General features: G+C 62.1%; 23 protein-coding genes and 3 tRNA genes. 23 read left to right on the top strand and 3 right to left on the bottom strand.

The window, feature by feature from the left end:
* Positions 1-179 precede the first annotated feature (179 nt).
* Genes gmd through C5J24_RS17515 form a run of 11 tightly spaced genes read left to right on the top strand, consistent with a single transcriptional unit; the run spans position 180 to position 12,450 of the window.
* Positions 180-1,286: a GDP-mannose 4,6-dehydratase gene (gmd, locus tag C5J24_RS17565; RefSeq protein ID WP_371412543.1), complete on the top strand. Its 1,107-nt coding sequence runs from the start codon at positions 180-182 to the stop codon at positions 1,284-1,286.
* Positions 1,279-2,250 carry a GDP-L-fucose synthase gene (locus tag C5J24_RS17560; RefSeq protein ID WP_105419588.1) on the top strand — a complete coding sequence of 324 codons (972 nt, stop codon included), beginning with the start codon at positions 1,279-1,281 and terminating at the stop codon, positions 2,248-2,250. Before gmd ends, C5J24_RS17560 begins: the two co-directional genes overlap by 8 nt.
* Positions 2,250-3,557: a WcaI family glycosyltransferase gene (locus C5J24_RS17555; RefSeq protein ID WP_105419586.1), complete on the top strand. Its 1,308-nt coding sequence runs from the start codon at positions 2,250-2,252 to the stop codon at positions 3,555-3,557. The genes C5J24_RS17560 and C5J24_RS17555 overlap by 1 nt, the downstream gene beginning before the upstream one ends.
* On the top strand, positions 3,554-4,456 hold the full coding sequence (locus C5J24_RS17550) for a hypothetical protein (protein ID WP_105419584.1): 903 nt from the start codon (positions 3,554-3,556) through the stop codon (positions 4,454-4,456). Before C5J24_RS17555 ends, C5J24_RS17550 begins: the two co-directional genes overlap by 4 nt.
* An 18-nt stretch (positions 4,457-4,474) precedes the next feature.
* Positions 4,475-6,010 (top strand): lipopolysaccharide biosynthesis protein, encoded by a 1,536-nt coding sequence (locus tag C5J24_RS17545; RefSeq protein ID WP_172724020.1) that lies wholly within the window; start codon positions 4,475-4,477, stop codon positions 6,008-6,010.
* Positions 6,007-7,623 (top strand): hypothetical protein, encoded by a 1,617-nt coding sequence (locus tag C5J24_RS17540; RefSeq protein WP_105419580.1) that lies wholly within the window; start codon positions 6,007-6,009, stop codon positions 7,621-7,623. Before C5J24_RS17545 ends, C5J24_RS17540 begins: the two co-directional genes overlap by 4 nt.
* Positions 7,620-8,657 carry a glycosyltransferase gene (locus C5J24_RS17535; protein WP_105419579.1) on the top strand — a complete coding sequence of 346 codons (1,038 nt, stop codon included), beginning with the start codon at positions 7,620-7,622 and terminating at the stop codon, positions 8,655-8,657. The genes C5J24_RS17540 and C5J24_RS17535 overlap by 4 nt, the downstream gene beginning before the upstream one ends.
* A complete protein-coding gene (locus tag C5J24_RS17530; protein ID WP_105419577.1) occupies positions 8,654-9,766 on the top strand; it encodes a glycosyltransferase family 4 protein in 1,113 nt (370 codons plus the stop codon). The genes C5J24_RS17535 and C5J24_RS17530 overlap by 4 nt, the downstream gene beginning before the upstream one ends.
* The gene (locus tag C5J24_RS17525; protein ID WP_105419575.1) at positions 9,763-10,938 is read left to right on the top strand and encodes a glycosyltransferase; all 1,176 of its coding nucleotides are present in this window, start codon (positions 9,763-9,765) and stop codon (positions 10,936-10,938) included. Before C5J24_RS17530 ends, C5J24_RS17525 begins: the two co-directional genes overlap by 4 nt.
* Positions 10,925-11,521, top strand: coding sequence for a putative colanic acid biosynthesis acetyltransferase (locus C5J24_RS17520; RefSeq protein ID WP_105419573.1), 597 nt, complete (start codon positions 10,925-10,927; stop codon positions 11,519-11,521). The genes C5J24_RS17525 and C5J24_RS17520 overlap by 14 nt, the downstream gene beginning before the upstream one ends.
* 17 nt (positions 11,522-11,538) lie before the next feature.
* Positions 11,539-12,450 (top strand): glycosyltransferase family 2 protein, encoded by a 912-nt coding sequence (locus C5J24_RS17515; protein ID WP_105419571.1) that lies wholly within the window; start codon positions 11,539-11,541, stop codon positions 12,448-12,450.
* Between the two features lie 26 nt (positions 12,451-12,476).
* On the opposite strand, the gene C5J24_RS17510 is transcribed toward C5J24_RS17515, so the two are convergent.
* From C5J24_RS17510 to C5J24_RS17500, 3 genes are all read right to left on the bottom strand, one after another.
* The gene (locus C5J24_RS17510; RefSeq protein WP_105419569.1) at positions 12,477-14,198 is read right to left on the bottom strand and encodes a hypothetical protein; all 1,722 of its coding nucleotides are present in this window, start codon (positions 14,196-14,198) and stop codon (positions 12,477-12,479) included.
* 4 nt (positions 14,199-14,202) lie between these two features.
* Positions 14,203-14,430, bottom strand: a complete 228-nt coding sequence (locus C5J24_RS17505) for a hypothetical protein (protein WP_105419567.1) — start codon at positions 14,428-14,430, stop codon at positions 14,203-14,205.
* Between the two features lie 408 nt (positions 14,431-14,838).
* Positions 14,839-14,914, bottom strand: a tRNA-Val gene (locus C5J24_RS17500).
* Between the two features lie 276 nt (positions 14,915-15,190).
* Here C5J24_RS17500 and C5J24_RS17495 point away from each other — a divergent pair.
* The 12 genes from C5J24_RS17495 to nuoH all read left to right on the top strand — a co-directional run bounded on the left by C5J24_RS17495 (position 15,191) and on the right by nuoH (position 25,050).
* Positions 15,191-15,267: transfer RNA gene (locus tag C5J24_RS17495), tRNA-Asp, on the top strand.
* Between the two features lie 71 nt (positions 15,268-15,338).
* Positions 15,339-15,415, top strand: a tRNA-Asp gene (locus C5J24_RS17490).
* 264 nt (positions 15,416-15,679) lie between these two features.
* Entirely contained in the window at positions 15,680-16,045 is a 366-nt protein-coding gene (locus C5J24_RS17485; RefSeq protein ID WP_037080537.1) for an NADH-quinone oxidoreductase subunit A, read from the top strand.
* Positions 16,036-16,617: an NADH-quinone oxidoreductase subunit B family protein gene (locus C5J24_RS17480; protein WP_037080534.1), complete on the top strand. Its 582-nt coding sequence runs from the start codon at positions 16,036-16,038 to the stop codon at positions 16,615-16,617. The genes C5J24_RS17485 and C5J24_RS17480 overlap by 10 nt, the downstream gene beginning before the upstream one ends.
* A 31-nt stretch (positions 16,618-16,648) precedes the next feature.
* Complete coding sequence (locus tag C5J24_RS17475; protein ID WP_046636651.1) at positions 16,649-17,251, top strand: NADH-quinone oxidoreductase subunit C; 603 nt, start codon at positions 16,649-16,651, stop codon at positions 17,249-17,251.
* A gap of 77 nt (positions 17,252-17,328) precedes the next feature.
* Positions 17,329-18,519 carry an NADH-quinone oxidoreductase subunit D gene (locus C5J24_RS17470; RefSeq protein ID WP_105419565.1) on the top strand — a complete coding sequence of 397 codons (1,191 nt, stop codon included), beginning with the start codon at positions 17,329-17,331 and terminating at the stop codon, positions 18,517-18,519.
* Positions 18,516-18,776: a hypothetical protein gene (locus tag C5J24_RS32390; protein WP_371411959.1), complete on the top strand. Its 261-nt coding sequence runs from the start codon at positions 18,516-18,518 to the stop codon at positions 18,774-18,776. The genes C5J24_RS17470 and C5J24_RS32390 overlap by 4 nt, the downstream gene beginning before the upstream one ends.
* A gap of 16 nt (positions 18,777-18,792) precedes the next feature.
* Positions 18,793-19,734 carry an NADH-quinone oxidoreductase subunit NuoE gene (nuoE, locus tag C5J24_RS17460; protein ID WP_371674523.1) on the top strand — a complete coding sequence of 314 codons (942 nt, stop codon included), beginning with the start codon at positions 18,793-18,795 and terminating at the stop codon, positions 19,732-19,734.
* Between the two features lie 89 nt (positions 19,735-19,823).
* Complete coding sequence (gene nuoF / locus C5J24_RS17455) at positions 19,824-21,128, top strand: NADH-quinone oxidoreductase subunit NuoF (RefSeq protein WP_038541986.1); 1,305 nt, start codon at positions 19,824-19,826, stop codon at positions 21,126-21,128.
* Positions 21,129-21,132: 4 nt separating this feature from the next.
* On the top strand, positions 21,133-21,846 hold the full coding sequence (locus C5J24_RS17450; protein WP_245446674.1) for a 5' DNA nuclease: 714 nt from the start codon (positions 21,133-21,135) through the stop codon (positions 21,844-21,846).
* A 70-nt stretch (positions 21,847-21,916) separates the two neighbouring features.
* Positions 21,917-23,998, top strand: coding sequence for an NADH-quinone oxidoreductase subunit NuoG (gene nuoG / locus C5J24_RS17445; RefSeq protein ID WP_105419541.1), 2,082 nt, complete (start codon positions 21,917-21,919; stop codon positions 23,996-23,998).
* Between the two features lie 8 nt (positions 23,999-24,006).
* Entirely contained in the window at positions 24,007-25,050 is a 1,044-nt protein-coding gene (gene nuoH, locus C5J24_RS17440; protein WP_038593139.1) for an NADH-quinone oxidoreductase subunit NuoH, read from the top strand.
* Positions 25,051-25,061 lie beyond the last annotated feature (11 nt).

Here is a 25,061-nt window from a genome sequence, read left to right as displayed (position 1 = left end):
TCTGAAGCGTTTCACTGCAATGTTTGGCATAAGCCCGAGATGCTACGAATCACTGTATGTCTCGGATTCGCCGCATTCCGGGGGACATCACAATGGTGTTCTCAGTGCTTGCGACTGGCACATTGCGCGGATAGACGTGCACGTTTCACTTAAAGACTGACGGGTTCCGTTAGGGGGATATGATGACTGGAAATGTGAAGAGCAACGGCAAGGTAGCATTGATCACCGGGGTAACGGGCCAGGACGGCGCTTACCTTGCGGAACTGTTGCTGTCCAAGGGCTATACCGTCCACGGCATCAAGCGGCGCTCTTCCTCGTTCAACACCAACCGCATCGAGCATCTCTACGAAGATCCGCATGTGGCAGACCCGCGTTTCATCCTGCATTTCGGCGACATGACGGATTCGACCAACCTCATCCGTGTCGTGCAGGAAGCCCAGCCGGACGAGATCTACAATCTGGCCGCCCAGAGCCACGTGCAGGTCTCGTTCGAGACGCCTGAATATACCGCCAATGCCGACGGCACCGGCACGCTGCGCCTGCTTGAAGCAATCCGTCTCCTCGGCCTTTCCAAGAAAACCCGCTTCTACCAGGCCTCAACCTCGGAACTGTACGGCAAGGTACAGGAAGTGCCGCAGAGCGAGACGACGCCTTTTTATCCGCGCTCGCCCTATGCGGTTGCCAAGCTCTACGCATACTGGATCGTCGTCAACTACCGCGAGGCCTACGGCCTGCATGCCTCGAACGGCATCCTGTTCAACCACGAGAGCCCGATCCGCGGCGAGACTTTCGTCACCCGCAAGATCACCCGCGCCGCTGCCGCCATCCATCTCGGCCTGCAGGAACGCCTCTTTCTCGGCAACCTCGACGCCAAGCGCGACTGGGGCCATGCGCGTGAATATGTGCGCGGCATGTGGCTGATGACCCAGCAGGACGAGCCGGACGACTACGTTCTGGCAACCGGCGAGACCCACACGGTGCGGTCCTTCGTCGAAAAATCCTTCGCCAAGGTCGGCATGCCGATCGAGTGGCGCGGCGAGGGCGTCGAGGAGAAGGGCTACGACACGACATCCGGCGAATGCGTCGTGGCGATCGACCCACGCTATTTCCGCCCGACGGAAGTCGACCTTTTGATCGGCGACCCCACCAAGGCGCACCGGAAGCTCGGCTGGAAGCACGAAACCAACCTCGATCAGCTGATCGCCGAAATGGTCCGCGAAGACCTGAAGGTGATGGCGCGCAACGTGCCGACCGCGGGTGGCAACAAGGGTCTCTCCCATGCCTGAGACGATCTACAGCCTTGCGGGGAAGAAGGTCTATGTCGCGGGACATCGCGGCATGGTCGGCTCGGCGATCGTTCGCCGTCTGGCCTCGGAAGGCTGCGAGATCCTGAGGGCGTCGCGCGGTGATGCCGATCTGACGCGCCAGGCGGAAGTTGAGGCCTGGATGGAGAAGAACCGCCCGGACGCAGTGTTCCTGGCGGCCGCCAGGGTCGGCGGTATCCTCGCCAACGACACCTATCCGGCCGATTTCCTCTACGACAACCTCATCCTCGAGGCGAATATCATTGAGGCCGCCCACAAGGTCGGCGTCGAAAAGCTGATGTTCCTCGGCTCGTCTTGCATCTACCCGAAATTCGCCGATCAGCCGATCGTCGAGGAGTCGCTGCTGACCGGTTCGCTGGAGCCGACCAACGAATGGTATGCGATCGCCAAGATCGCCGGCATCAAGCTCTGCCAGGCCTATCGCAAGCAGCATGGCAGCGACTTCATCTCGGCCATGCCCACTAACCTTTACGGCCCCGGCGACAATTTCGACCTGAAATCCAGCCATGTCATGCCGGCGCTGATCCGCAAGGCGCATGAGGCGAAGACCGGCCACCTTCCGGACATCACCGTATGGGGCACCGGCACGCCGCGCCGCGAATTCCTGCACGTCGACGATTGCGCCGACGCCTGCGTCCATCTGATGAAGACCTATTCGGCCGAGACCCACGTCAATGTCGGTTCCGGCGAGGACGTGACCATCCTGGAACTCGCCAAACTGGTGTCCAAGGTCGTCGGTTTCCAGGGGGATATCTCTCATGATCTCACCAAACCCGACGGCACGCCGCGCAAGTTGATGAGCGCGGCCAAGCTGCGGGCGCTCGGCTGGTCGCCGAGGATCGGGCTGGAGCAAGGCATAACCGATGCCTACCAGGCCTTCCTCAAGGGCGAATATCTTGAGCGCAAACGCGGAGATGCTGCCTGATGACAGCAGCCGCTCAGCCCCTCAGCGACGAATGCGAACAAACGTTCGACGCCGCACCGGGGCTGGCCACGGCAGCTGCCACATTGCCACGCAAAAGCGTGGTCGTCTATGCGATGAACTACGCGCCCGAAACCGCGGGCGTCGGCAAATATACCGGCGAAATCGCCGAATACCTCGCCGCCGAGGGCATGGACGTCACGGTGGTGACCACTCCGCCGCATTATCCCGGTTGGGCAGTCCAGCCTGGATATAGGAACCGCTATTCGTCGAAGATCGAGGGCCGTATCTCGGTGTTGCGAGCGCCGTTGATGTTACGGCGGAAGATGGGCGGCATCTGGCGGCTCCTGGCGCCGCTCTCCTTCGCGCTCACCTCGGCGCCCTTGGTCTTCTGGCAGATCCTGCGGCATCGCCCGGTCACCGTCTTCTGCGTCGAGCCGACGCTGTTTGCCGCGCCCGTCGCCCAGCTTGCCGCCAGATTTGTCGGCGCGCGGACCGTGCTGCATGTTCACGACCTGGAGGTAGACGCGGCGTTCGCAGTCGGGCATTTGAGCTCCAAGGCCTGGCTGAAGACGGTCGGCCACGTTTTCGAGCGCGGCGTGCTTGCCCGGTTCGATCGGCTGGTCACCATTTCCAACCGCATGGCTGAAGGCCTGGCCGGGAAAGGCGTCCCGAACGCAAAACTGTCCGTCGTCCGCAACTGGGTGGATCTCGCGCATATTCATCCGATGGAGGATGTCAGCCCCTACCGTGCGGAGCTCGGCTTTGGCCGCGACGACTTCGTCGTCCTCTATTCGGGCAGTATCGGCGCCAAGCAGGGCCTGAACGTGCTGCTCGATGCGGCCGAGCGTCTCAAGGGCGAGCGACGCATTCATATCGTGATCTCCGGCGAGGGACCGCAGAAGCCGGAACTTCAAGCCCGTTTCGGTCATCTTGAGAATGTCCGTTTCCTGGCCTTCCAGCCCTATTCTCGGCTGAACGCGTTCCTCAACATGCCGGATCTGCACGTGCTGCCGCAGGACAGGAGCGCCGCCGACCTGACGCTGCCCTCCAAACTTGGTGGCATGCTTGCCTCCGGAAAGCCTGTCCTCGTGACCGCCGACCCAGGAACGGAACTGGCGCAATTCGTCGAGGACACGGTCTATCTGACCCCGCCGAACGATCCGGAGAACCTGGCGGCCTGCATCGTCCGTGCCATGTCCGAGCGGGACGAATGGCAGCCGCATTCCCAGACTGCCCTCGTGCAGAGCCTGTCGAAACGGCCGGCCATCATCGCCATCAAGCAGTTGATCGACGGCGGCAGTCCATGAAGGTCGCCGGCCACGTCCTCGCCTACAACGTCGATCGTTTTCTGCCGCACGTTGTCGAGAACTGTGGCCGTTTCGTCGACAAGATCTTCATCGTCCGGCCCGAGCGTCCGTGGGCCTATCTGCCCGGCTCGCGCGCCACGAGGACAAACCCCACGACCAGGGAAAAGGTGGACGAGGCGATCGCCTTCGCCCGCGCAAAGGGCGTGAGTTGCGAGATCGAAGTGATCTGCAGCGACTTCGAAAACGAGGAAGACACCCGCAACGACTGCCTCGATCGGGCAATCCGCGAAGGTTACGACTGGCTGGTCATCCAGGATGCCGACGAGTTCTATCTGGATAGTGGCTGGGAAACGCTGCTCGAATTCATGGCGGCGGACGGCAGGCATGACCGCATCCTGACGCCATGGCATAATTTCTGGAAAACGCCCGAACTGGTGCTGACCAGCGGTGATGGCTCGATCAGGGATGTCAACGCGGGGTTCGCGATCCGCTGCAAAAGCGGCGTTCGCTTCGATACGGCCCGGAAGACCACCCCTGCTGCGACCATCCTCGTCGATGCGCCCTGCTACCACTACGGCTACGTCATGAGCGACGCCGAGATGTGGGAAAAGATCACCAGCTGGGGACATGCGCATCAGGTGAACGCGCAAAAATGGTTCCGGCTGAAATGGCTGGGATGGACACCAGCCCATTCCTACCTCCATCCGGTCACGCCGCTGTTCTGGCCAAAGGCGATCCGCTTTCCCGGCAGGCAGCCCGCCTTCGCGTCTCCGTTCATGAACCCGGCCCAGGAAACCGCGCCGCTCGGTTTTGTCGATTTTTTGGAAAACATGCTTGCCGACCGTGCGACGGACGTCCGCATCGTCGCGCGAAAATTATTGAGAAGGTCAACCGTGTAGCCGTAGGTCGCGTTTTCGATGAGTGTGTCAGTACGGCTAATCTCGGGCTCGGTCGCCAATGGGGCGTTGCTTGCCGCCAATATCCTGATCCAGACGATCAGCGTGCCGATCATGCTCGGCTGGTGGTCGGCGCAGCAATTCGGGCTGTGGGTCCTGCTGCAGACGCTTTATTCCCTCTCCGTCGTGTTCGACCTCGGCCATCAGAACTATCTCGGTTACGAGTTCCTACGCCTCGGCACCAGGGATGCCGTAAGGCGGGACTTCGCCTCGTCCATCCCGGCCGCCATTCTGCTGGGATCGATACTCCTGTGCTTCTGGACGGCTGTCCCTGCCTTCGGATGGGCCGACGCGTTGTTCGGAGATTTCGTTCCTGTGGAGCTGATGGACGACCTTTCAGGCTCGATGACCGTCTACGCGCTCACCTGGCTCGTCACCAGCTCGGTTGGCGGCATCCTCGGGAGGGCGCTCATCCCTTTCGGCTATTACGCGAGAATGGTGTGGTGGCGGCTTGCATTGCTGGTCGGCATCAACCTCGCGGCCCTCGCGGCAGTCCTTTCCGGCGGTGACGTCCTCGACGCCGTGATCGCATCGTCGGTTGCCAACGTGGCCGTCAACATCGCCATTCATCTCGACTGCTTTCGTCTCTGGCGGCGTGAAGAAATCGGCTTCTCCGTCCCCGATCTGCGCAGAGGCTGGTCCAACCTCACGAGGAGCCTGTTCGTATCGCTCCGCGAGCTGCTCGCTATCGGAAACCAGCAGGGCATCCGACTACTGATCGCCCCGCTCGCCGGCGTCAGCCTTCTCGGTGCGTTCACCGCGACCCGGACGCTGTCGAATATAGCGATGCAGGGCATCAATGCGCTGGCAGGCCCGGTCGAGCCCGAGCTCCTGCGTTATCTGAGGGAAGGGAAGAGCGAGCCGACGGAAGCCGTGGTCACTCTAAGCTGGATTTTCGTGCTGGGCGTCATCGGCCCGGGGTGCATTCTGCTCCAGTGGGTAACGCCCGGCCTTTTCCTGTGGTGGACCCGTGGCAACTTCCATCTCGACCCGCTGCTGTTCGGCTCGCTCTGCGCCTGCATCATCGTCTACGGTTTCGCCCAGCCGATGGTTTCGATCGTCCGGGGGAGCAACATCCTGCTGCCGCAGATCGTTGCGAACGGCATGTCTCTGCTGATCACGGTGAGCGGTTGTTATCTGACGTTGACCTTATGGGGGCTGCCGGGCGCCGGCTTCTCGCTTCTGGCGGCCGAGATCGCCAGTTTCCTGACCTACGCCGGAGCTGCCTGCGCCGTGCTCCGAAAGCTGCGGTTGCGCATACCAATCCATGCCTTCGCCGCATCCGTTTGCGGTGGCCTCTCGGTCATCGCCGGGCTGTTCGCCATGGCGGTCTGGCCTCAATCGGCCGGCTGGTCATCCCTCCTGGCCATGCTCGGCTCGCTGCTGGCGGCGTGGATGGCCTATCGGTCCCTGCCGGCCAATATGCGGGCGATCCTTCAAGGGCGTCTTCCAAACCTCTCCCGCAAGCGGGCGGTTCTCACAGGGGATCGGCCATGATCGAGAGTGGAGGTCTGGCGAGCGGCGACGTGGTGTTCGGTCGTCGTTCCGTACAAGGGCAACGTCGCCGCAATTCCCGTTACGTCACCCAGGCCCGTTGGGGCGTGGCGATTGCGATCCTGCTCTGCACGGCAATCCAGTTGGCCATATCGCCCGAGTTGGCCAACATGTTCTGTGCCGTTTCAGCCGGACTGATCGGTATCCTGGTATTTTTCTACTGCACCAAGCCGAGACGGATCGAACGATTTACGATCTCGACGCTGGTGGTGCTCGGTTTTCAGGTCCATTCGAGCCTGGCTGCCCTGATCGTCCAGACATTCGCCTGGAAACCGATCACCTTCAATCTCGAGGCGCCGGTAGCCACGTTTTCCGTTCTGGCACTGCTGCAGCTATGGGCGGTGGCGCTGCACTGGTTCTATGCGCAGTCGCGGGTAATGCAGGCCGCGACGATGGCGATCCGCCAAAGGATCCTTGCGCCGCTCGGCCTCTATCGTTCGCCGACAAACCGGCAATTGTGGTGGATGGGGCTGCTTGGGTCGTTCGCCTCCTGGTACGCGCATGCCGACCGCTGGGGCGAGGACAATTTCGGCGATATCGCCTTCAAACTGCTCGCCGGAATGTCGCAATTTTCCGTTGCGCCCTTCCTGATCCCTGTCGCCGCCTATCTCATCGATCCGCCGAACGGCAAGCGCTCGGTCAACTGGTTCGCGCTGACCGCCTACTGCGCCATGACGCTCTATATCGCGCTGGCGCGCAACAGCCGCGGCGTGTTCGCTGTCAACGTCCTGACCGTGCTGATCTGCCTCGCCATCGCAGTGGTGATAGGACGATTTATCCTGATGAGGCGGCGCGTGATCTGGCTCGCGGTCGCCGTCCTGCTCAGTCCCATACCGGCAGGCATCCTCTCTGATCTGGCGACCGCCATGGTCATTGCCCGCGACGACCGCGCGGACATCTCATCGCAGGATCTCGTCTTCTCGACCATAGGCACGTATTTCGATGGGGAGGCGCTACAGTCCCGGCGGGAGATGGAGCGGCTCCTGGCCGAGGGCAGCTATAACGAAATCTACATCGACAACCCGCTGCTGGCGCGCTTCGTCGCCACCAAATACATCGACCACAACGTCGCTCTCGGGCTTTCGCTGTCGCAGGCCGGTGAGGAGCTGGCGCGTGAAAATGCCCTCAATCAGCTGCTATTGCTGCTTCCGACGCCGGTTCTGAATTTTTTCGCGCCCGAACTCGATAAATCCGGCAACGCCTTTTCGTCCGGCGATTATTACAACTTTCTCGTCACCGGCGATGAGCTGGGAAGTTACCGCACCGGCTCGTCGATCGCCGATGGCTTCGTCGTTCTCGGCGCGTTTTACGTGGTTGTGTTCGCCATCTTCACCTTCGCGACTTTCATTGTCGGCGATGCGCTCACGATCCGGATGCGGGATGGACATGTGCTGCTTTCGGCTCTGGCCTGCATCTGCATCGTCCGCTTCTTCATGAACGGCCTCATGGACGAATCCGTCGCGGTCCAGGCCGGCAACCTTGTCCGGGCGCTGCCGCAGACGGTGCTGCTCTATGCGCTGATGTTCTGGCTGACGAGGGGCGTGAAGCTGAGATGAGGCTCCTCTATATCGGCGCAGAATCAGGGACCAGCCTGCAGCGGGCAGCGGCATTCCGGCGTATCGGCCTGGATGTTCTGCACCTGTCTCCCTACGCCCTCCTGCCACCCCATTGGGCGCCGTGGCTGAACAGGGCAGGAGGCCCGGGCATCGATCGCCTCGTGGCAAACGGGCTCGGCCGGCGGATCGTCGGACAACGCTTCAATCTTGCCCTGGTGGATTGCGGCGACGTGGTCGGACCGGCCGCCCTGAACGTCATCCGCAAGGCGGCGCCGATCGTCGTCAACTACAACGCCGACAACCCCTATCTGGATCCGCCTCCGGAACGCCTCCGCTGGAGCATTTTTCACCGCGCCCTCCCGCACTACGATCTGGCCGTCGCCGTGCGCCGTGACGGCATTGAGGAGATGATGGCGAGGAGAGGTGCAAGGCGGATCGACACGATCTGGCAGTGCGCGGACGAGGTCGTACATCGCCCGCTGCCGCCGACGCTGGAGGAGAAAAGCCGATGGTTGTCCGAGGTCGTTTTCGTCGGCACATGGATGTCCGGCCGCGGCGCCTTCATGGCGCGGCTGATCGAAAAGGGCGTGCCGCTGGCGATCCATGGGTCCCGATGGAAAAGAGCGCCGGAATACCCGCTGCTCCGCCCGTTTGTCCGCTCCGATCACCTTGAAGGCGCGGACTACACACAAGTGATCGCCGGCGCGAAAATCGCTCTGGTTCTGCTGAACGACCAAAATGCCGACCTGCATACGACGCGTTCCGTCGAAATTCCCGCCATCGGCACCGCCATGTGCGCTCCCCGCACTCCGCATCATCAACAACTCTACAAGGAATGTGAGGAGGCGGTCTTTTTCGACGGAGCGGATGACTGCGCTGAGACTTGCAAACGCCTGCTGGCGGATGACAGCAGGCGTCAGACGATCGCCGATGCCGGGCACCGGCGATCGTTTGCGAATGGGACCTACAACGAGATCCTGGCCCGCCGGATCGTCGATCAGGTCGCCGACATAAAACATGGCGGCGTGCGATGAAGAGGACGGAGGCGCAGAATGCTGGAATTCTGTTTCTGGCCCTGGAGACCTACGGCCGGATAGGCGGTATCCAGCGCTTCAACCAACGGGTTATCGTTGCCCTGGCCGAGATCTCTGGCGACAAGGGCTGGAAGCTCCCGGCCGTCCACATCGTGCGCGACGGCAGGGCCGACATCCCCGAAATCACAACGGCAACTATCCGCGCCTTTGGTCCTCGGCGGCTGGATTTCATCGTCCACTCGGCTGTCGCTGCCCTTAGCTGCAAAATCCTGTTCCTCGGGCATATCAACCTTCTGCCGGTGGGACTGTTGTGCAAGCTACTGTCTCCGAGAATCAAACTCGTGCTCTTCGTCCACGGCGACGAGGTCTGGAACGATTCGGCCCATCGCCGGATGCGGTTTTATGAACCGCTCATGGCAAGAGCCCTCAGCCGGGTCGCCTCCGTCAGCGCCTTCACGGCTAACCGGATGCAGACGGCGTTCAAACTTCCCGCCGAGACGTTCACGCTGTTTCCGAACGCCGTCGACGAGATCGACAGGCAATCCGTTTCGGAAACGAATCGCTGCAACATCCTGACGGTCGCCCGGCTGGATCGATGGGAGCGCGGCAAGAATATCGACGCCCTGATCAAGGCGATGGTGCTGCTCAAGCGCCGTAACGTCGAATGCGTCCTCCAGATCGTCGGCGAGGGGCCGCTCAAATCGGAACTGGCGTCGTTGGCCCGAGAGCTTGCGGTCGAAGAGCGGGTCGAATTCCTGGGCCGCGTATCGGATGCGAGACTGGCCGAGGCCTATGCCCAGGCCTGCCTGTTCGCGATGCCCTCGTCCAAGGAAGGTTTCGGCATCGTTTTCCTCGAAGCCTGGCTGCACGGCCTGCCGGTGATCTGCGGCACTGAGGATGCAGCGGCGGAGATCATTACCGACGGGGTCGATGGTTATGCGGTGAACCCATGGGATATCGAAGCGCTGGCCGAGAAAATCGCGATGCTTCTCGACCATCCGGACATGGCAGCGGCAATGGGAGAGGCGGGGGCCGACAAGGTCCGCTCCCGTTACCTCACGGAGCACTTCAAAGGAAATCTCGAAAAAATCATCGCGGAGCTGCCATGAGAATCCTCAACATCATCGCCAGCGCCGATCCCGAAACCGGAGGCCCGATCGAGGCGCTGCGGCTGACCGGACTGCAAATGGCGCGTCTGGGCCACGCGGTGGAAGTCGTGACCCTGGACAAGCCTTCGGCGCCCTATGTGCGAGAGTTCCCCTTGCCCGTTCATGCCTGCGGGCGATGGACCCGGAGATACGGATATACGCCGGAACTGGCACGCTGGATTGCCGCGAACGCGGGTCGTTTCGATGCTGCGGTCATCCATGGCCTCTGGAACCATGCCTCGGTCGGCGGCTGGTTGTCCCTGAGGCGGGCAGGCCTGCCCTATGTCGTCTTCGCCCATGGCATGATGGATCCATGGTTCCGCGAAACCCATCCGCTCAAGCACGTCGCCAAACAGGCGTTCTGGTCCGCCTGGCAGGGCAGGGTTTTCCGGGATGCAGCGGCGGTCCTGTTTACCTGCGAAGAAGAGCGCCGCCGGGCGCGCGGCGTTTTTCGGGGTTACAGTTACGCGGAGCGTATCGTCCCCTTCGGTACGGCCGATCCGCCGATAGGGGCGGAGAGCCAGCTTGCCGCATTCCACCGGCTTCTGCCGGAATTGAAGGACAAGCGGTTCCTGCTGTTCCTCAGCCGTTTCCACGCAAAGAAGGGCTGCGATCTTCTTATCGAAGCCTTTGCGAAGATCGCCGTGTCCAATCCCGATCTCGACCTGGTGATGGCGGGGCCGGATCAATCCGGGCTGAAATCGATACTGATTGCCCAAGCCACCAAGGCCGGCATCGCCGATCGTATCTATTGGCCGGGCATGCTGGCCGGCGACGCCAAATGGGGCGCCTTCCGCGCAGCCGAGGCCTTTGTCCTGCCGTCGCACCAGGAGAATTTCGGCATCGTCGTTGCGGAAGCCATGGCCTGCGCAACGCCGGTCCTGCTGACCGACAAGGTCAATATCTGGCGTGACGTGCAAATGAGCGGCGGCGGCCTCGTCGGGCCGGACACGTCGGAGGGCATCGAAAGCCTGCTCCGGTCATGGCTCTCGCTCTCCGACGATGGCAAAAGCGCCATGCGCGCCCGTGCCCGCGCGGGCTTCGAACGGCATTTCCGCATCGAGGCGGCGGCCCGCGATCTCATCACCATTCTGCACTCCATCTCCCCACGAGGCCTTCATGAAGCCGCTTGACGCGAAGACCTCCAATCCGCGGCTGGGAGCCCCGAGTTTTCCGCTGGGGCATCGGCTGTTCAGGCTTGCATGGAACCTCGTCTGGAGCCTTTGCGGCCGCTGGACGCCGGTGCCGCTGTTTGCATGGCGCCGGTTCCTGCTGCGGCGCTTCGGAGCCCGGATTGACCGGACGGCGCGAATCTATCCCGGCGTCAAGGTCTGGTATCCGCCGAACCTCGCCATGGCCGCGTATTCCTGTCTCGGAAGGAGTGTCGACTGCTACTGCATGGATCGCATCGAACTTGGCACTCACGCCATCGTCTCGCAGGGCGCCCATCTGTGCACCGGCACGCATGATGTCGACGATGCAAATTTCCAGCTGGTTACGAGACCTATCGTCGTTGGTGCGAATGCCTGGATCGCGGCGGAAGCGTTTGTCGGGCCGGGTGTCACTGTCGGGGAGGGCGCGGTGCTCGGCGCCCGCGCAGTCGCCTTCCGCAACCTCGATCCCTGGACGATCTATGTCGGCAATCCGGTCAGGAAGTTGCGGCGGCGCTTCGAGCAGGACAAGCCCGGCATCTTTCCGGTGCGGTTGAACTCCTGACTGGGACAAGTCATCGAATGGCCAGCCTCGCCGTCCTCATCCTCACCTATAACGAAGAGCGCCACATCGCCCGGGCGCTGAAAAGCGTCGCGCCCTTCGCGTCCGAGGTCTTCGTCATCGATTGTTTCTCGACCGACGGCACGGTCGAGATTGCCCGGTCGTTCGGCGCCACCGTGCTCAGCAACCCCTGGATCAATTATTCGAAGCAATTCCAGTGGGGGCTCGACAATGCCCCGATCACCGCCGACTGGATCATGCGGCTCGATGCGGATGAGGTGATCGAAGCCGAACTGGCGGTGGAGATCACTGAGGAGCTTCCCACTCTCGCTGCCGATGTCGCAGGCGTGAACCTCAAGAGAAGACACATCTTCCTCGGGCGCTGGATCCGCCATGGCGGACGGTATCCGCTTATCCTCACTCGCATCTGGCGGCGGGGGCAGGGACATGTCGAGGACCGCTGGATGGACGAGCACATCGTCGTGAAGGGCGGCCGCATAGTCCTTTTCGACGCGCCGTTCTCGGATCACAATCTCAACGATCTCAGCTTCTTCACGGGCAAGCACAACGATTATGCGACTCGAGAGGCCGTAGACGTTCTTGGCCAGCGGCACGGGCTATTTCCGGAAGGTTTGGGGCTATCGAGAGAAGCGTCCTCACGACAAGCTACCATCAAGCGGCGCATCAAAGAGCAGATTTATAACCGGCTCCCGTTCCCTCTCGCTGCGCTCGGTTATTTCCTGTTCCGCTATATCGGCCAGCTCGGCTTCCTCGATGGCCGCGAAGGGCTGATCTACCATGTGCTGCAAGGCTACTGGTACCGTTTCCTCGTCGGCGCGAAGGTCATGGAATTCGACCGGTCGCTCCGGTCGCTTACAACGCTTGAGGAAAAGCGCGCGGCGCTGGCGCGATTGACCGGACTGCCGCTCTGAAGCGACAGTCCGTGAAGCACGGCGGTTCAGGCAACGCCCACACTCGGGAAGGCGGCCCAGAAGAGCGTCGAGCCCGCCCCTTCGGCGGCGACCACCAGCAGGCTTTCGCCGGCATTCAACGTATGGCCGGTCTTGCCCGAGATCTTGTTGAAGAGCTGGGTGCCGTTGGTATTGATCGCCAAATCCGCCGAACCGGCATTGACGATATGAAACGGCAGTCCCACCAGCGAGGACGCATCCGACGAATTTGTGATCGCGGGCAGCGTGCAGACGAGCGCCGATGCGGCCTCGAAGGTGACGAGGCCGGCATCCAGTGGATGGAGTGCGGTGTCCGCGGTCTTGAGCGTCGACTTCATTCCCATTCCGAAGCGGGGATAGATGAAGCTGTTGCCTCCCCTGACCTCCAGGTCCCCTTGATTCTCTCCGGCGTCGCCGCGAATGTTGAATGCCGCCAATCCGTTGCGGGTCTGATCGGTCCAGAGACCTGATAGCATCGCGTGGCGGCCAATTCCGCGCGCGCCGTGAAACTGGCTGGTTGCTGAAGCCGTGTCGAAATCGGTAATCGTCGTGTTGCTGCTGTAGAACCGGCTGAAGCCCGTCGCGCGTCCGACGACGTCGGCATTCTTGTCGCCGGGCACTTCTGAGATGTTGAGGTCGCAGCCCTGTGCGTTCTCCACGTAAATCCCGGCGCCGGAGCCGCCCTCCGCATCCACGCCGAGGAAGCGCGAGTTGGAGACGAACGCGCCTTCGTGGCGGGAACTCAACTCGAAACAGGGCATGCCCCAGGACGAGAGCATCAGCGAGCCGCTGCCGGACGCGATCATGGCCGGGGAGGTGAAGGCCTTGCCGATCTGGATCGTGTTGCCGCTCACCGACTTGACGACATGGACCCGCCCTGCGGTGATCCCGTAATCGCTGCTCGTGAACGCGACCGGCATGCGCGCCCGGAATTTGCTGCCGTCGGCAACGGCGATATTCGCCGAACCGTTGGAGAAAGTCGCGCTCACCACAAGCTCGGTCCGGTTGAAGGCATTGTTCTGGATGCGGTCGGCATACATCTCGTTCAGACGGGCGCCGTCTCCGCCGGCCTCGAATACGATACCCCGGCAGAGCCGATTGTCTCGTCCATCGGCGGGAATGATGTTGAAGAGCGAATCGAAGCGGCTGTTTCCGGGCATCAGGGTCGGGCCGGGCAGCAACGAAGCATAATACTGGCCGTTTTCGCAAAGATGCGTCCAGACCCGGGAAACGTCAGTGTGCATGAAATTGGCAAGGAACATGCCCCAGTCGCTGCAGTCGCGGATGAAGAGGTCGTGGATGGTGGAAAACTGCAGCCCGATATTGTTGACCGCGCCGATGCTGATGGCGCGTGTGAAGCCGGTAAAGCCGATATGCTCGCATCGCCAGCCGGTAATGCAATCGGCGGTGATCGTCGCGGACGGCGAGCCAAGGTCTGCGTCATTGGCGGCAAAAGCCGGAAACGAGCCGTCGCCGGCAAGCACGGTGCCGCCGATGAAATCCCATCCGCTGTCCGGAAGGGTGTCGTTGAGATAGTTCAGCACCGGCTGCACGCCCTGGTAACCGATGCCGGAGGCGACCGGGAGCGGTTCCGTGAGCGTGATCACCGCATCCGGCAGCAGGATGGTGCCGCCGCCGGCCGCCGCGACCGCTGCCGCATGTACGGCCCGGATTGCCGCTTCGGTGGCATCTGAGGGAATGTAGAGTTTCGGAATTTGGCGCGATGGCATCGTGTCAGTCCTCCAGGCCGATGAATCGGCTGATCGTGAGTTGGCTGATGGTGAGCTGATCGTTTTCTGCGTCGGCAAGCGTGTTGCCTTCGGCATCCATCAGGGTGAACCCGTCGTCTTCGGGCGGCTCACCGCCGCCGATGGAAAAAGTGCCGGGACCGGTCAGGGAAAGTCCGAGATCCAGCATCATCCCCTCCCGCCGCGAACGTTTGCCGTCCGGCACCGAGCGCATCCGCCGGCGCCTCCCATGTTGATGCCGCGTCTGAGATGATGTTTTCCCATTCCCGTCTCCTCGTGCTCCAGGCTGCGCCCGAGCGTCTATCCGCAGACGGGCAGTTCGGAACCGATTTTAGGAACGGGTTGAGCAGCGGGGACGAAGTGGCGGAAAAGATTCGATGAATGATTGATGGCACCAGGAAGCGTTCGGCGGCGAAACGCCTGATATGGCTCGCGGATTGGAGGCTATGGGGCTGCCGGAACGGAGCGACCTGTCGCGCTCACGGCGGATCTTCTTCCCCGCGATAGCCAAAAGAATCGAGTGAGATCGCGAGCGCTCGACCGAAACCTAAGCGCGAGACGTAGCGACACGATCTCCCGGAAGCGGAGGAACTCGGAGCAGAGGCAGGAAAGAGAGTGGGAATGGTGGGCGATGAGAGACTCGAACTCCCGACATCCTCGGTGTAAACGAGGCGCTCTACCAACTGAGCTAATCGCCCGTTCGCGATTGCGGAGCCTCAGGGCCCGCCGCGTCGGTGGCCGTGATCTATGCGGATCGCGGAAAAACCGCAAGGGCTTTCATGATGTTTTTTTGAAAATTTTGGGGAAGAGCCGACTGGACAGGGGCGTATATGGGGCAGGAGAGGGCAAAGCGACGAGACGTCATCCTTTTGTCTTGAAACGCGCTTGACACCCGATCACGAACCTCTTAGTTAGCCGCTCAACCGAGCGATTGAGGTCGCCCGGCCAAGAGGTTTCGACCTCAAGAGAAATGCGCGGGTGTAGCTCAGTTGGTTAGAGTGCCGGCCTGTCACGCCGGAGGTCGCGGGTTCGAGCCCCGTCACTCGCGCCATTCTCTTCTTCGGACAACCCGCTTTTTACGCTTCTTGGGCGTAGGGGGCGAGCCGCCAGTCGGCATTATGCGCGGGTGTAGCTCAGTCGGTTAGAGTGCCGGCCTGTCACGCCGGAGGTCGCGGGTTCGAGCCCCGTCACTCGCGCCATTTACCATCCGAGAGAACGCCCTTCCCTATATGATTTGGCCGTTGCCGGTCCCTGACGATCACGGCCGGAGGCTGTCGCCACGATGCGGCCGCTGATAATCGTTTGAACTGCTCCATTTTGGCGCAGGATGCGACATTCAAAAAGCTTGCGCCGGGGCTTCGGCTGCGCTAACCACGGCTTGTTGCAATGCACGTTCGCTTTGCCTGTGCATTGATATTCAGGCGTCGTCTCCCGACGCTTCAGGCAAGCTGGGATCGAATACAATGAGTGAACTCCTCACTTCCTATATCCCGATCGCGATTTTCATCGGCATTTCCCTGGTGATCGGCATCGCGCTTCTGGTTGCGCCGTTCGCCGTCGCCTACAAGGCGCCCGATTCGGAAAAGCTGTCGGCCTACGAATGCGGCTTCAACGCCTTCGACGATGCGCGCATGAAGTTCGATATTCGCTTCTACCTGGTCTCGATCCTCTTCATCATCTTCGACCTCGAAGTGGCCTTCCTTTTCCCGTGGGCGGTATCGTTCGGTGCGATTGGCTGGTTCGGCTTCTGGTCGATGATGGTATTCCTCGCCGTTCTGACGATCGGCTTTATATATGAATGGAAGAAAGGAGCGCTGGAATGGGAGTAGTCGACAACGGCAGCACTCTCGTCGCGCCACAGCCCAAGGGCATTATCGATCCGAATACGGGCAAGCCCATCGGCAGCGACGACGCGTTCTTCGGCGAGATCAACAATGAACTCGCCGACAAGGGTTTTCTCGTCACCTCCACGGACGAGCTGATCACCTGGGCCCGCACGGGCTCGCTGATGTGGATGACCTTCGGCCTCGCCTGCTGCGCGGTCGAGATGATGCAGCTTTCGATGCCGCGTTATGACGTTGAGCGCTTCGGTTTTGCGCCGCGCGCCTCGCCGCGCCAGTCGGACGTGATGATCGTCGCCGGCACGCTGACCAACAAGATGGCGCCCGCGCTCCGCAAGGTCTACGACCAGATGCCGGAGCCGCGTTACGTCATCTCCATGGGCTCCTGCGCCAATGGCGGCGGTTATTACCACTATTCCTATTCGGTGGTGCGCGGCTGCGATCGCATCGTGCCGATCGATATCTATGTTCCGGGCTGTCCCCCCACGGCGGAGGCACTGCTCTACGGCGTGCTTCTGCTGCAGAAGAAGATCCGACGGACCGGCACGATCGAGCGCTGAGGCCAGAGGCTAAGGGTAATTGGACAAGATCATGAGTGAAGCCCTGAACGAGCTTTCGACCTACATCCGCGAAGCGCGTCCGTCCCTCGTGGCGGATGCGGAAATCGCCTATGGCGAGCTGACGCTGACCGCGACGGCGGAAAACCTGCTGCCGCTGCTGACCTTCCTGCGCGACGACGTGCAGTGCGGGTTCATCAGCTTCATCGACATCTGCGGTGTGGATTATCCGGCGCGCGAAAAGCGCTTCGACGTGGTCTATCACCTTCTGTCGCCCCGCCAGAACCAGCGTATCCGCATCAAGGTCGCGACCGCCGAGGACGAGCCGGTTCCGTCTGCCTGCCCGGTCTACCCGGGCGCCGACTGGTTCGAGCGCGAAGCCTGGGACATGTACGGCATCCTGTTCACCGGCCATCCGGACCTGCGCCGCATCCTGACGGACTACGGTTTTGAAGGCCATCCGCTGCGCAAGGACTTCCCGACCACCGGTTTCGTCGAGGTTCGTTACGACGACAACGCCAAGCGCGTCGTCTATGAGCCCGTCGAACTGCGCCAGGAATTCCGCAGTTTCGATTTCCTCTCTCCCTGGGAAGGCACGGACTACGTGCTCCCCGGGGATGAAAAGGCCAAAGCCTAAGACCGGCGCATCCGCGCCAGCCGAATGCACGTCTTTCCCGCCCGGTGCGATCCGCCGCCCGGCATGGAGCAAGCAGTATGACCGAACATAACGTCCGCAACTTCAACATCAATTTCGGACCGCAGCATCCGGCGGCGCATGGCGTGTTGCGCCTTGTCCTGGAGCTTGATGGCGAAATCGTCGAGCGCGTCGATCCGCATATCGGTCTTTTGCACCGCGGCACCGAAAAGCTGATCGAGACCAAGACCTATCTGCAGGCGATCCCTTATTTCGACCGCCTCGACTACGTCGCGCCGATGAACCAGGAACATGCTTTCGCGCTCGCCGTCGAAAAGCTCCTGGATATCCAGATCCCGATCCGCGGCCAGCTGATCCGCGTGCTCTATTCGGAAATCGGCCGCATCCTTTCGCATCTCCTCAACGTCACCACGCAGGCGATGGACGTCGGCGCGCTGACGCCGCCGCTCTGGGGTTTCGAAGAGCGCGAAAAGCTGATGGTGTTCTACGAGCGCGCCTCGGGCTCGCGCATGCATGCGGCCTATTTCCGTCCGGGCGGCGTCCATCAGGACCTGCCGCCGGAACTGGTCGAGGATATCGGCAAGTGGTGCGATGAATTCCCGGCAAAGCTCGACGACATCGACGACCTGCTCACCGGCAACCGCATCTTCAAGCAGCGCAACGTCGATATCGGCGTCGTCAAGCTCGAAGACGCCTGGGCCTGGGGCTTTTCCGGCGTCATGGTCCGCGGTTCGGGCGCTGCCTGGGACTTGCGCCGCTCGCAGCCTTATGAGTGCTATTCCGACCTTGAGTTCGACATTCCGATCGGCAAGAACGGCGACTGCTACGACCGTTACCTGATCCGCATGATCGAGATGCGCGAGTCGGTGAAGATCATGAAGCAGTGCGTCAACCGTCTGCTCGGCGATGCCAGGACCGGCCCGTTCTCGTCTACGGACGGCAAGGTCGTGCCGCCGAAGCGCGGCGAGATGAAGCGGTCGATGGAAGCGCTGATCCATCACTTCAAGCTCTATACCGAAGGTTACCACGTGCCGGCCGGCGAGGTTTATGCGGCGGTCGAGGCCCCGAAGGGCGAGTTCGGCGTCTTCCTGGTCGCCGACGGCACCAACAAGCCCTATCGCTGCAAGATTCGCGCGCCGGGTTACGCCCACCTCCAGGCGATGGATTTCATCTGTCGGGGTCACCAGCTGGCCGACGTCTCGGCGGTGCTCGGCTCGATCGACATCGTCTTCGGCGAGGTGGACCGCTGATGCTCCGCGCCGTCGTTTTCGCTGCCCTCGTCTCTGCTGCCCCGGTTGCGTTCGCGCAGCAGGCTCAGACGGATGGCGCGATCTCGACGCAAGGCGGCGGATCGAGGTCGATGAAGGATCTCCTGTCCGAAGGATACGAGATCAAGTCCTCCGTTCCCAGTGGAACAAAGTTCATAGTGTTCATGCAGAAAGACAAGTCTGCCTATGCCTGCGAATTCGTGACGCTCACGAGATCGCGGTGTGGATCCATAAACTGATAAGGCGTGGAAAAGAATGTCCGTTCGTCGATTAGCCGAAGACCAGGTGCAGCCGGCAATTTTCGCCTTCAATGACGAGAATTCCGTCTGGGCCGAGGCAACGATCAGGAAATATCCGGCAGGCCGGCAGCAATCGGCTGTCATCCCGCTCCTGATGCGTGCGCAGGAACAGGATGGCTGGGTGACCCGCGCGGCGATCGAATTCGTCGCAAACAAGCTCGACATGCCCTATATCCGCGTCCTCGAAGTCGCGACCTTCTACACCCAGTTCCAGCTGAAGCCGGTCGGTACCCGCGCCCATATCCAGGTCTGCGGCACCACGCCCTGCATGCTGCGCGGCGCCGAGGACCTGATGAAGGTCTGTCAGCACAAGATCCACCACGATCCGTTCGCGCTGAACGCCGACGGCACGCTGTCGTGGGAAGAGGTCGAATGTCAGGGCGCCTGCGTCAACGCACCGATGGTCATCATCTTCAAGGATGCCTATGAGGACCTGACGCCGCAGCGTCTCGAGGAGATCATCGATGCTTTCGAAGCCGGCAAGGGCGATGAGATCAAGCCCGGCCCGCAGATCGACCGCATCTTCTCGGCGCCCGAAGGCGGCCCGCAGACGTTGAACGACGAGATCAAGCCGGTCCGCACCAATCTCGACCCACATCCGAGCGCCGAAGAGGCCGCGGCAGCTGCAAGCATTCCTCCGGCCGATGCCGGGCGTCCGAAGGACACCGCGCCGGAGACGGACCCGAAACTGAAGACCCCTGCCACCGCCCCGGCGGCGGCGGCCGCGAATGCCAAGGTCGCGGAGAAGCAGCCGCTCTCGGCGACGGCCAAGAGCAAACCGGCTCCGAAGACGCCCGGCAGTGCAGCGGAAGGCGCGCCGCCGGAACCCGGCGCGGTCTCCGGGGACTTGAAGCCGAAGCGTACGCGGCGCAAGACCACGACTGAAGGTGAGTCGTGACATTTGAGAATTTGTGTGCGGCCTTTGAAAAAGGCTGCAATATATCGACTGGCAACCGGCTTAATCGCGACGGACTTGTGGAATAGATCATGTTGAAAGATCAGGATCGCATCTTTACCAATATCTACGGCCTCAAGGACAAGTCCCTGAAAGGCGCGATGAGCCGCGGCCATTGGGACGGCACCAAGGAGATCATCGAGAAGGGCCGGGACTGGATCATCAACGAGATGAAGGCTTCGGGTCTTCGCGGCCGCGGCGGCGCAGGCTTCCCGACCGGTCTCAAATGGTCCTTCATGCCGAAGGAATCGGATGGCCGCCCGCATTACCTCGTGGTCAATGCCGACGAATCCGAGCCCGGCACCTGCAAGGACCGCGAAATCATGCGCCACGATCCGCATACGCTGATCGAAGGCTGCGTCATCGCCGGTTTCGCCATGGGCGCCAACACGGCCTACATCTACGTGCGCGGCGAATACATGCGCGAGCGCGAAGCGCTGCAGGCGGCGATCGACGAGTGCTATGATTTCGGCCTGCTCGGTGGCAACAACAAGCTTGGCTGGGATTTCGACATCTACGTCCACCACGGCGCCGGCGCCTATATCTGCGGCGAAGAGACCGCGCTGCTCGAAAGCCTCGAAGGCAAGAAGGGCCAGCCGCGCCTTAAACCCCCGTTCCCGGCAAACATGGGCCTCTACGGCTGCCCGACCACGGTCAACAACGTCGAATCGATCGCGGTTGCCCCAACCATCCTTCGCCGCGGCGCCGGCTGGTTCTCGTCCATGGGCCGTCCGAACAATGTCGGCACCAAGCTGTTCATGCTCTCCGGCCACGTCAACAAGCCGTGCACCGTCGAAGAAGTGATGGGCATCACCTTCCGGGAGCTGGTCGACAAGCATGCCGGCGGCATCCGCGGCGGCTGGGACAATCTGCTTGCGGTCATCCCCGGCGGCGCATCCTGCCCGATCGTGCCGGCCAAGGACATCATGGACTGCCAGATGGATTTCGACGGCCTGCGCGCCGTCGGCTCCTCCTTCGGCACCGCCGGCGCCATCGTCATGGACAAGTCGACGGACGTCATCAAGGCGATCGCCCGCATCTCGGCCTTCTTCAAGCACGAGAGCTGCGGCCAGTGCACGCCGTGCCGCGAAGGCACCGGCTGGATGTGGCGGGTGCTGGAGCGCATGGTCAAGGGCAATGCCCAGAAGCGCGAAATCGACATGCTGTTCCAGGTGACCAAGCAGATCGAAGGTCACACCATCTGCGCGCTCGGCGATGCGGCGGCCTGGCCTGTCCAGGGCCTGATCCGGCATTTCCGTCCGGAGATCGAAGCACGTATCGACCAGTATACCCGAAACGCGACGGCGCATGGCGCCGTCCTGGAAGCTGCGGAGTAGTCACGTGACGAAGTCGGGCAAAGAGCATGAACGGGAGGCGGCGGATCGTCCGGCGCTCGATCCAGCACGCATGCCCGATTTTTCCGAGGCGATGAAGCTCAATCCGCTGATGGCGAACATGGCTGCCGCAACCGCGATCGGTTTCGGTATTGCCACCCAGATGGCTGGCGTCTTCTTCGGCGCGCTGCAAGGCGCGATGGAAGCGGGCAACCGCCAGAAGGCCGGCGATCCAAATCCGGCCGAGGCTTCGCCGATCGCGGAAACGCCGGCGGTTGCAGAACCGGTCGTTGCAGCAGCGGCTGCGAAGCTGGTCGCCGCCAAGCCGAAAGCGCCCCGCAAGGCAGCTGCTCCGGTTCTCAAGGCGGCACCCATTGCCGAACCGGTCACGAAGCCGGCCGCCAAGGCTGCGCCGGCAAAAGCTGCGCCTAGGGTCGCTCCGAAGGTTTCGGCCAGGCAGCCGGCCCCGGTAAAGCCGGCCCCGGTAAAACCCGAGAAGGCGAAGACGGCCAAGGCATCTGCCGGCGGCGGAGATCTCAAGCAGATTTCGGGCATCGGCCCGAAGCTGGCGGAAGTGCTGAACGGCCTGGGCGTGACGAGCCTTGCGCAGGTCGCGGCCTGGAACGAGGCCGATATCGCCCGTTTCGACAAGGAATTGGGTTTCGAGGGACGCATCAGCCGCGACGACTGGGTCGGCCAGGCGAAAGCTCTGTTGAAATAAAAGAATATGTCCCCGAGTCGCCTGACCCCCAGGAGACCCAAAGGATGGAACTAAGGACGTAAGTGAGACGATGGTTAAGCTGAAGGTTGACGGCAAAGAGGTCGAAGTTCCGGATCATTTCACGCTGCTTCAGGCATGCGAGGAAGCCGGCGCCGAGGTCCCGCGCTTTTGTTTCCACGAACGTCTTTCGGTCGCCGGCAATTGCCGCATGTGCTTGATCGAAGTGAAGGGCGGACCGCCGAAGCCGGCAGCCTCCTGCGCCATGGGCGTGCGCGATGTCCGCGGCGGCCCGAACGGCGAGCTGCCGGAAATCTTCACCAATACGCCGATGGTCAAGAAGGCCCGCGAAGGCGTGATGGAATTCCTGCTGATCAACCATCCGCTGGATTGCCCGATCTGCGACCAGGGCGGTGAATGCGATCTGCAGGACCAGGCGATGGCCTTCGGCATCGACAGTTCCCGTTACACGGAAAACAAGCGCGCCGTCGAAGACAAGTATATCGGCCCGCTGGTCAAGACCGTGATGAACCGCTGCATCCACTGCACGCGCTGCGTCCGCTTCACCACCGAAGTCGGCGGCATTTCCGAACTCGGCCTGATCGGCCGCGGCGAGGATGCCGAGATCACCACCTATCTCGAAAGCGCGATGACGTCGGAACTGCAGGGCAATGTCATCGACCTTTGCCCGGTCGGTGCGCTGACCTCGCGTCCCTTCGCCTTCACCGCCCGTCCGTGGGAGCTCAACAAGACCGAATCGATCGACGTCATGGACGCCGTCGGCTCGGCGATCCGCGTCGATACCCGCGGCCGCGAAGTGATGCGCATCATGCCGCGCGTCAACGAGCAGGTGAACGAGGAGTGGATCTCCGACAAGACCCGTTTCATCTGGGATGGCCTGAAGACCCAGCGCCTCGACCGGCCTTACGTCCGCAAGGACGGCCGTCTTCAGGCTGCGTCCTGGGGCGAAGCCTTCGGCGCCATCAAGGCTGCCGTTTCCGCAACGTCTGCTGCAAAGATCGGCGCGATCGCCGGCGATCTGGCTTCGGTCGAGGAGATGTACGCCCTGAAGGAGCTGATCCGGTCGCTCGGATCGGAAAACCTCGACTGTCGCCAGGACGGGACGGCGCTTGATCCGTCGCTCGGCCGCGCAAGCTACATCTTCAACCCGACCATCGAAGGCATCGAACAGGCCGGCGCTCTGCTCCTGGTCGGCGCCAATCCGCGCCTCGAGGCCGCCGTCCTCAACGCCCGCATCCGCAAGCGCTTCCGCCGCGGCAACTTCCCGATCGGCGTGATCGGCGAAGTCAGCGAACTGCGTTACGTCTACGACTATCTCGGTGCAGGCGCTGAAACGCTCACCGACCTCGCGTCCGGCGCAAACAGCTTCGCCGACAAGCTGCGGGCTGCAAAGAACCCGATGATCATCGTAGGGCAGGGGGCTCTTTCCCGTGCCGACGGCGCGGCGATCCTTAGCTCGGCCGCCCAGCTTGCCGGTTCGGTCGGCGCGCTGACCGATGAGTGGAACGGCTTTGCCGTCCTCCATACTGCCGCTGCCCGCGTCGGTGGCCTCGACCTCGGCTTCGTGCCGGGCGGAAACGGCGCCAATGCCAGCGCCCAGCTGGCCGGCATGGACGTCCTCTTCCTGCTCGGTGCCGACGAACTCGACTTCTCGAAGAAGGGCGCCAAGTTCACCGTCTATATCGGCAGCCATGGCGATGCCGGCGCACACAATGCCGACGTCATCCTGCCGGGTGCGGCCTATACCGAAAAGTCCGGCACCTGGGTCAATACCGAAGGCCGAGTCCAGATGGGCAACCGCGCCGGCTTCGCGCCTGGCGAGGCTCGCGAAGACTGGGCGATCATCCGCGCGCTCTCCGACGTGCTCGGAAACAAGCTGCCTTTCGATTCGCTGAGCGCCCTGCGTGCGAAACTCTATGCGGATTACCCGCATTTCGCGGCTATCGACGAGATTGCGGCGGGCTCGGTGAACGAAATTGCCGCACTTGGCCAAAAAGCCGGTGGTATGACGAAGTCCGGGTTTGCGTCGCCGATCAAAGACTTCTATTTGACGAACCCGATCGCTCGCGCTTCGGCCGTCATGGCTGAATGCTCGGCATTGGCCCGCAACAATTTCCAGGCTGCGGCGGAGTAATTTTGAACATGGACTCGTTCTTTTCCATCTACGTCTGGCCGGGCATCGTCATGGTCGCGCAGTCGCTTCTGCTGCTGGTCTGCCTGCTCGTCTTCATCGCTTATGTTCTGCTTGCCGACCGCAAGATTTGGGCGGCGGTCCAGCTGCGCCGCGGCCCGAACGTCGTCGGCCCCTTCGGCCTGTTCCAGTCCTTCGCCGACCTTTTGAAGTTCGTCTTCAAGGAGCCGGTCATTCCGGCTGGCGCCAACAAGGCCGTCTTCCTGCTCGCACCGCTGGTTGCCGTGCTCCTGGCCCTGTCGACCTGGGCTGTGGTGCCGCTCGCGGACGGATGGGTCATTGCCAACATCAATGTCGGCATCCTCTATATCTTTGCGATCTCCTCGCTCGAAGTCTACGGCATCATCATGGGTGGCTGGGCTTCGAACTCGAAATATCCGTTTCTCGGCGCGCTCCGTTCGGCGGCGCAGATGGTCTCCTACGAAGTCTCGATCGGTTTCGTCATCGTCACCGTGTTGCTCTGCGTCGGCTCGCTGAACCTGACCGATATCGTCAATGCCCAGCATGACGGCCTCGGCACGAGGATGGGCCTGCCTGCCTCGTTCCTCGATTGGCACTGGCTGGCGCTGTTCCCGATGTTCGTGGTGTTCTTCATCTCGGCGCTCGCCGAAACGAACCGCCCGCCCTTCGATCTTCCCGAAGCGGAATCGGAACTGGTCGCCGGCTTCATGGTCGAGTACGGCTCCTCGCCATACATGATGTTCATGCTCGGCGAATACGCAGCCGTCTGCCTGATGTGCGCGCTGACGACCATCCTGTTCCTCGGGGGCTGGCTGCCGCCGGTCGATATCTGGCTCCTCAACTGGGTACCGGGCATCGTCTGGTTCATGCTGAAGTCGATGCTCGTCTTCTTCATGTTCGCCATGGTGAAGGCCTTCGTACCGCGTTACCGCTACGACCAGCTCATGCGTCTTGGCTGGAAGATCTTCCTGCCGCTGTCGCTTGCCATGGTCGTCATTACCGCATTCGTGCTGAAGCTGGCTGGGTGGGCGTGACCATGACCGTC

Source organism: Neorhizobium sp. T25_27, from assembly GCF_002968565.1.
GTDB lineage: Bacteria > Pseudomonadota > Alphaproteobacteria > Rhizobiales > Rhizobiaceae > Neorhizobium > Neorhizobium tomejilense.
This window is presented reverse-complemented; position numbering and strand designations above follow the sequence as displayed.

Bases quoted from the DNA above. Each gene is read 5' to 3' on its own strand.
- gmd (WP_371412543.1), top strand. From the start codon at position 180: ATGATGACTGGAAATGTGAAGAGCAACGGCAAGGTAGCATTGATCACC.
- C5J24_RS17560 (WP_105419588.1), top strand. From the start codon at position 1,279: ATGCCTGAGACGATCTACAGCCTTGCGGGGAAGAAGGTCTATGTCGCG.
- C5J24_RS17555 (WP_105419586.1), top strand. From the start codon at position 2,250: ATGACAGCAGCCGCTCAGCCCCTCAGCGACGAATGCGAACAAACGTTC.
- C5J24_RS17550 (WP_105419584.1), top strand. From the start codon at position 3,554: ATGAAGGTCGCCGGCCACGTCCTCGCCTACAACGTCGATCGTTTTCTG.
- C5J24_RS17545 (WP_172724020.1), top strand. From the start codon at position 4,475: ATGAGTGTGTCAGTACGGCTAATCTCGGGCTCGGTCGCCAATGGGGCG.
- C5J24_RS17540 (WP_105419580.1), top strand. From the start codon at position 6,007: ATGATCGAGAGTGGAGGTCTGGCGAGCGGCGACGTGGTGTTCGGTCGT.
- C5J24_RS17535 (WP_105419579.1), top strand. From the start codon at position 7,620: ATGAGGCTCCTCTATATCGGCGCAGAATCAGGGACCAGCCTGCAGCGG.
- C5J24_RS17530 (WP_105419577.1), top strand. From the start codon at position 8,654: ATGAAGAGGACGGAGGCGCAGAATGCTGGAATTCTGTTTCTGGCCCTG.
- C5J24_RS17525 (WP_105419575.1), top strand. From the start codon at position 9,763: ATGAGAATCCTCAACATCATCGCCAGCGCCGATCCCGAAACCGGAGGC.
- C5J24_RS17520 (WP_105419573.1), top strand. From the start codon at position 10,925: ATGAAGCCGCTTGACGCGAAGACCTCCAATCCGCGGCTGGGAGCCCCG.
- C5J24_RS17515 (WP_105419571.1), top strand. From the start codon at position 11,539: ATGGCCAGCCTCGCCGTCCTCATCCTCACCTATAACGAAGAGCGCCAC.
- C5J24_RS17510 (WP_105419569.1), bottom strand. From the start codon at position 14,198: ATGCCATCGCGCCAAATTCCGAAACTCTACATTCCCTCAGATGCCACC.
- C5J24_RS17505 (WP_105419567.1), bottom strand. From the start codon at position 14,430: ATGCGCTCGGTGCCGGACGGCAAACGTTCGCGGCGGGAGGGGATGATG.
- C5J24_RS17485 (WP_037080537.1), top strand. From the start codon at position 15,680: ATGAGTGAACTCCTCACTTCCTATATCCCGATCGCGATTTTCATCGGC.
- C5J24_RS17480 (WP_037080534.1), top strand. From the start codon at position 16,036: ATGGGAGTAGTCGACAACGGCAGCACTCTCGTCGCGCCACAGCCCAAG.
- C5J24_RS17475 (WP_046636651.1), top strand. From the start codon at position 16,649: ATGAGTGAAGCCCTGAACGAGCTTTCGACCTACATCCGCGAAGCGCGT.
- C5J24_RS17470 (WP_105419565.1), top strand. From the start codon at position 17,329: ATGACCGAACATAACGTCCGCAACTTCAACATCAATTTCGGACCGCAG.
- nuoE (WP_371674523.1), top strand. From the start codon at position 18,793: ATGTCCGTTCGTCGATTAGCCGAAGACCAGGTGCAGCCGGCAATTTTC.
- nuoF (WP_038541986.1), top strand. From the start codon at position 19,824: ATGTTGAAAGATCAGGATCGCATCTTTACCAATATCTACGGCCTCAAG.
- nuoG (WP_105419541.1), top strand. From the start codon at position 21,917: ATGGTTAAGCTGAAGGTTGACGGCAAAGAGGTCGAAGTTCCGGATCAT.
- nuoH (WP_038593139.1), top strand. From the start codon at position 24,007: ATGGACTCGTTCTTTTCCATCTACGTCTGGCCGGGCATCGTCATGGTC.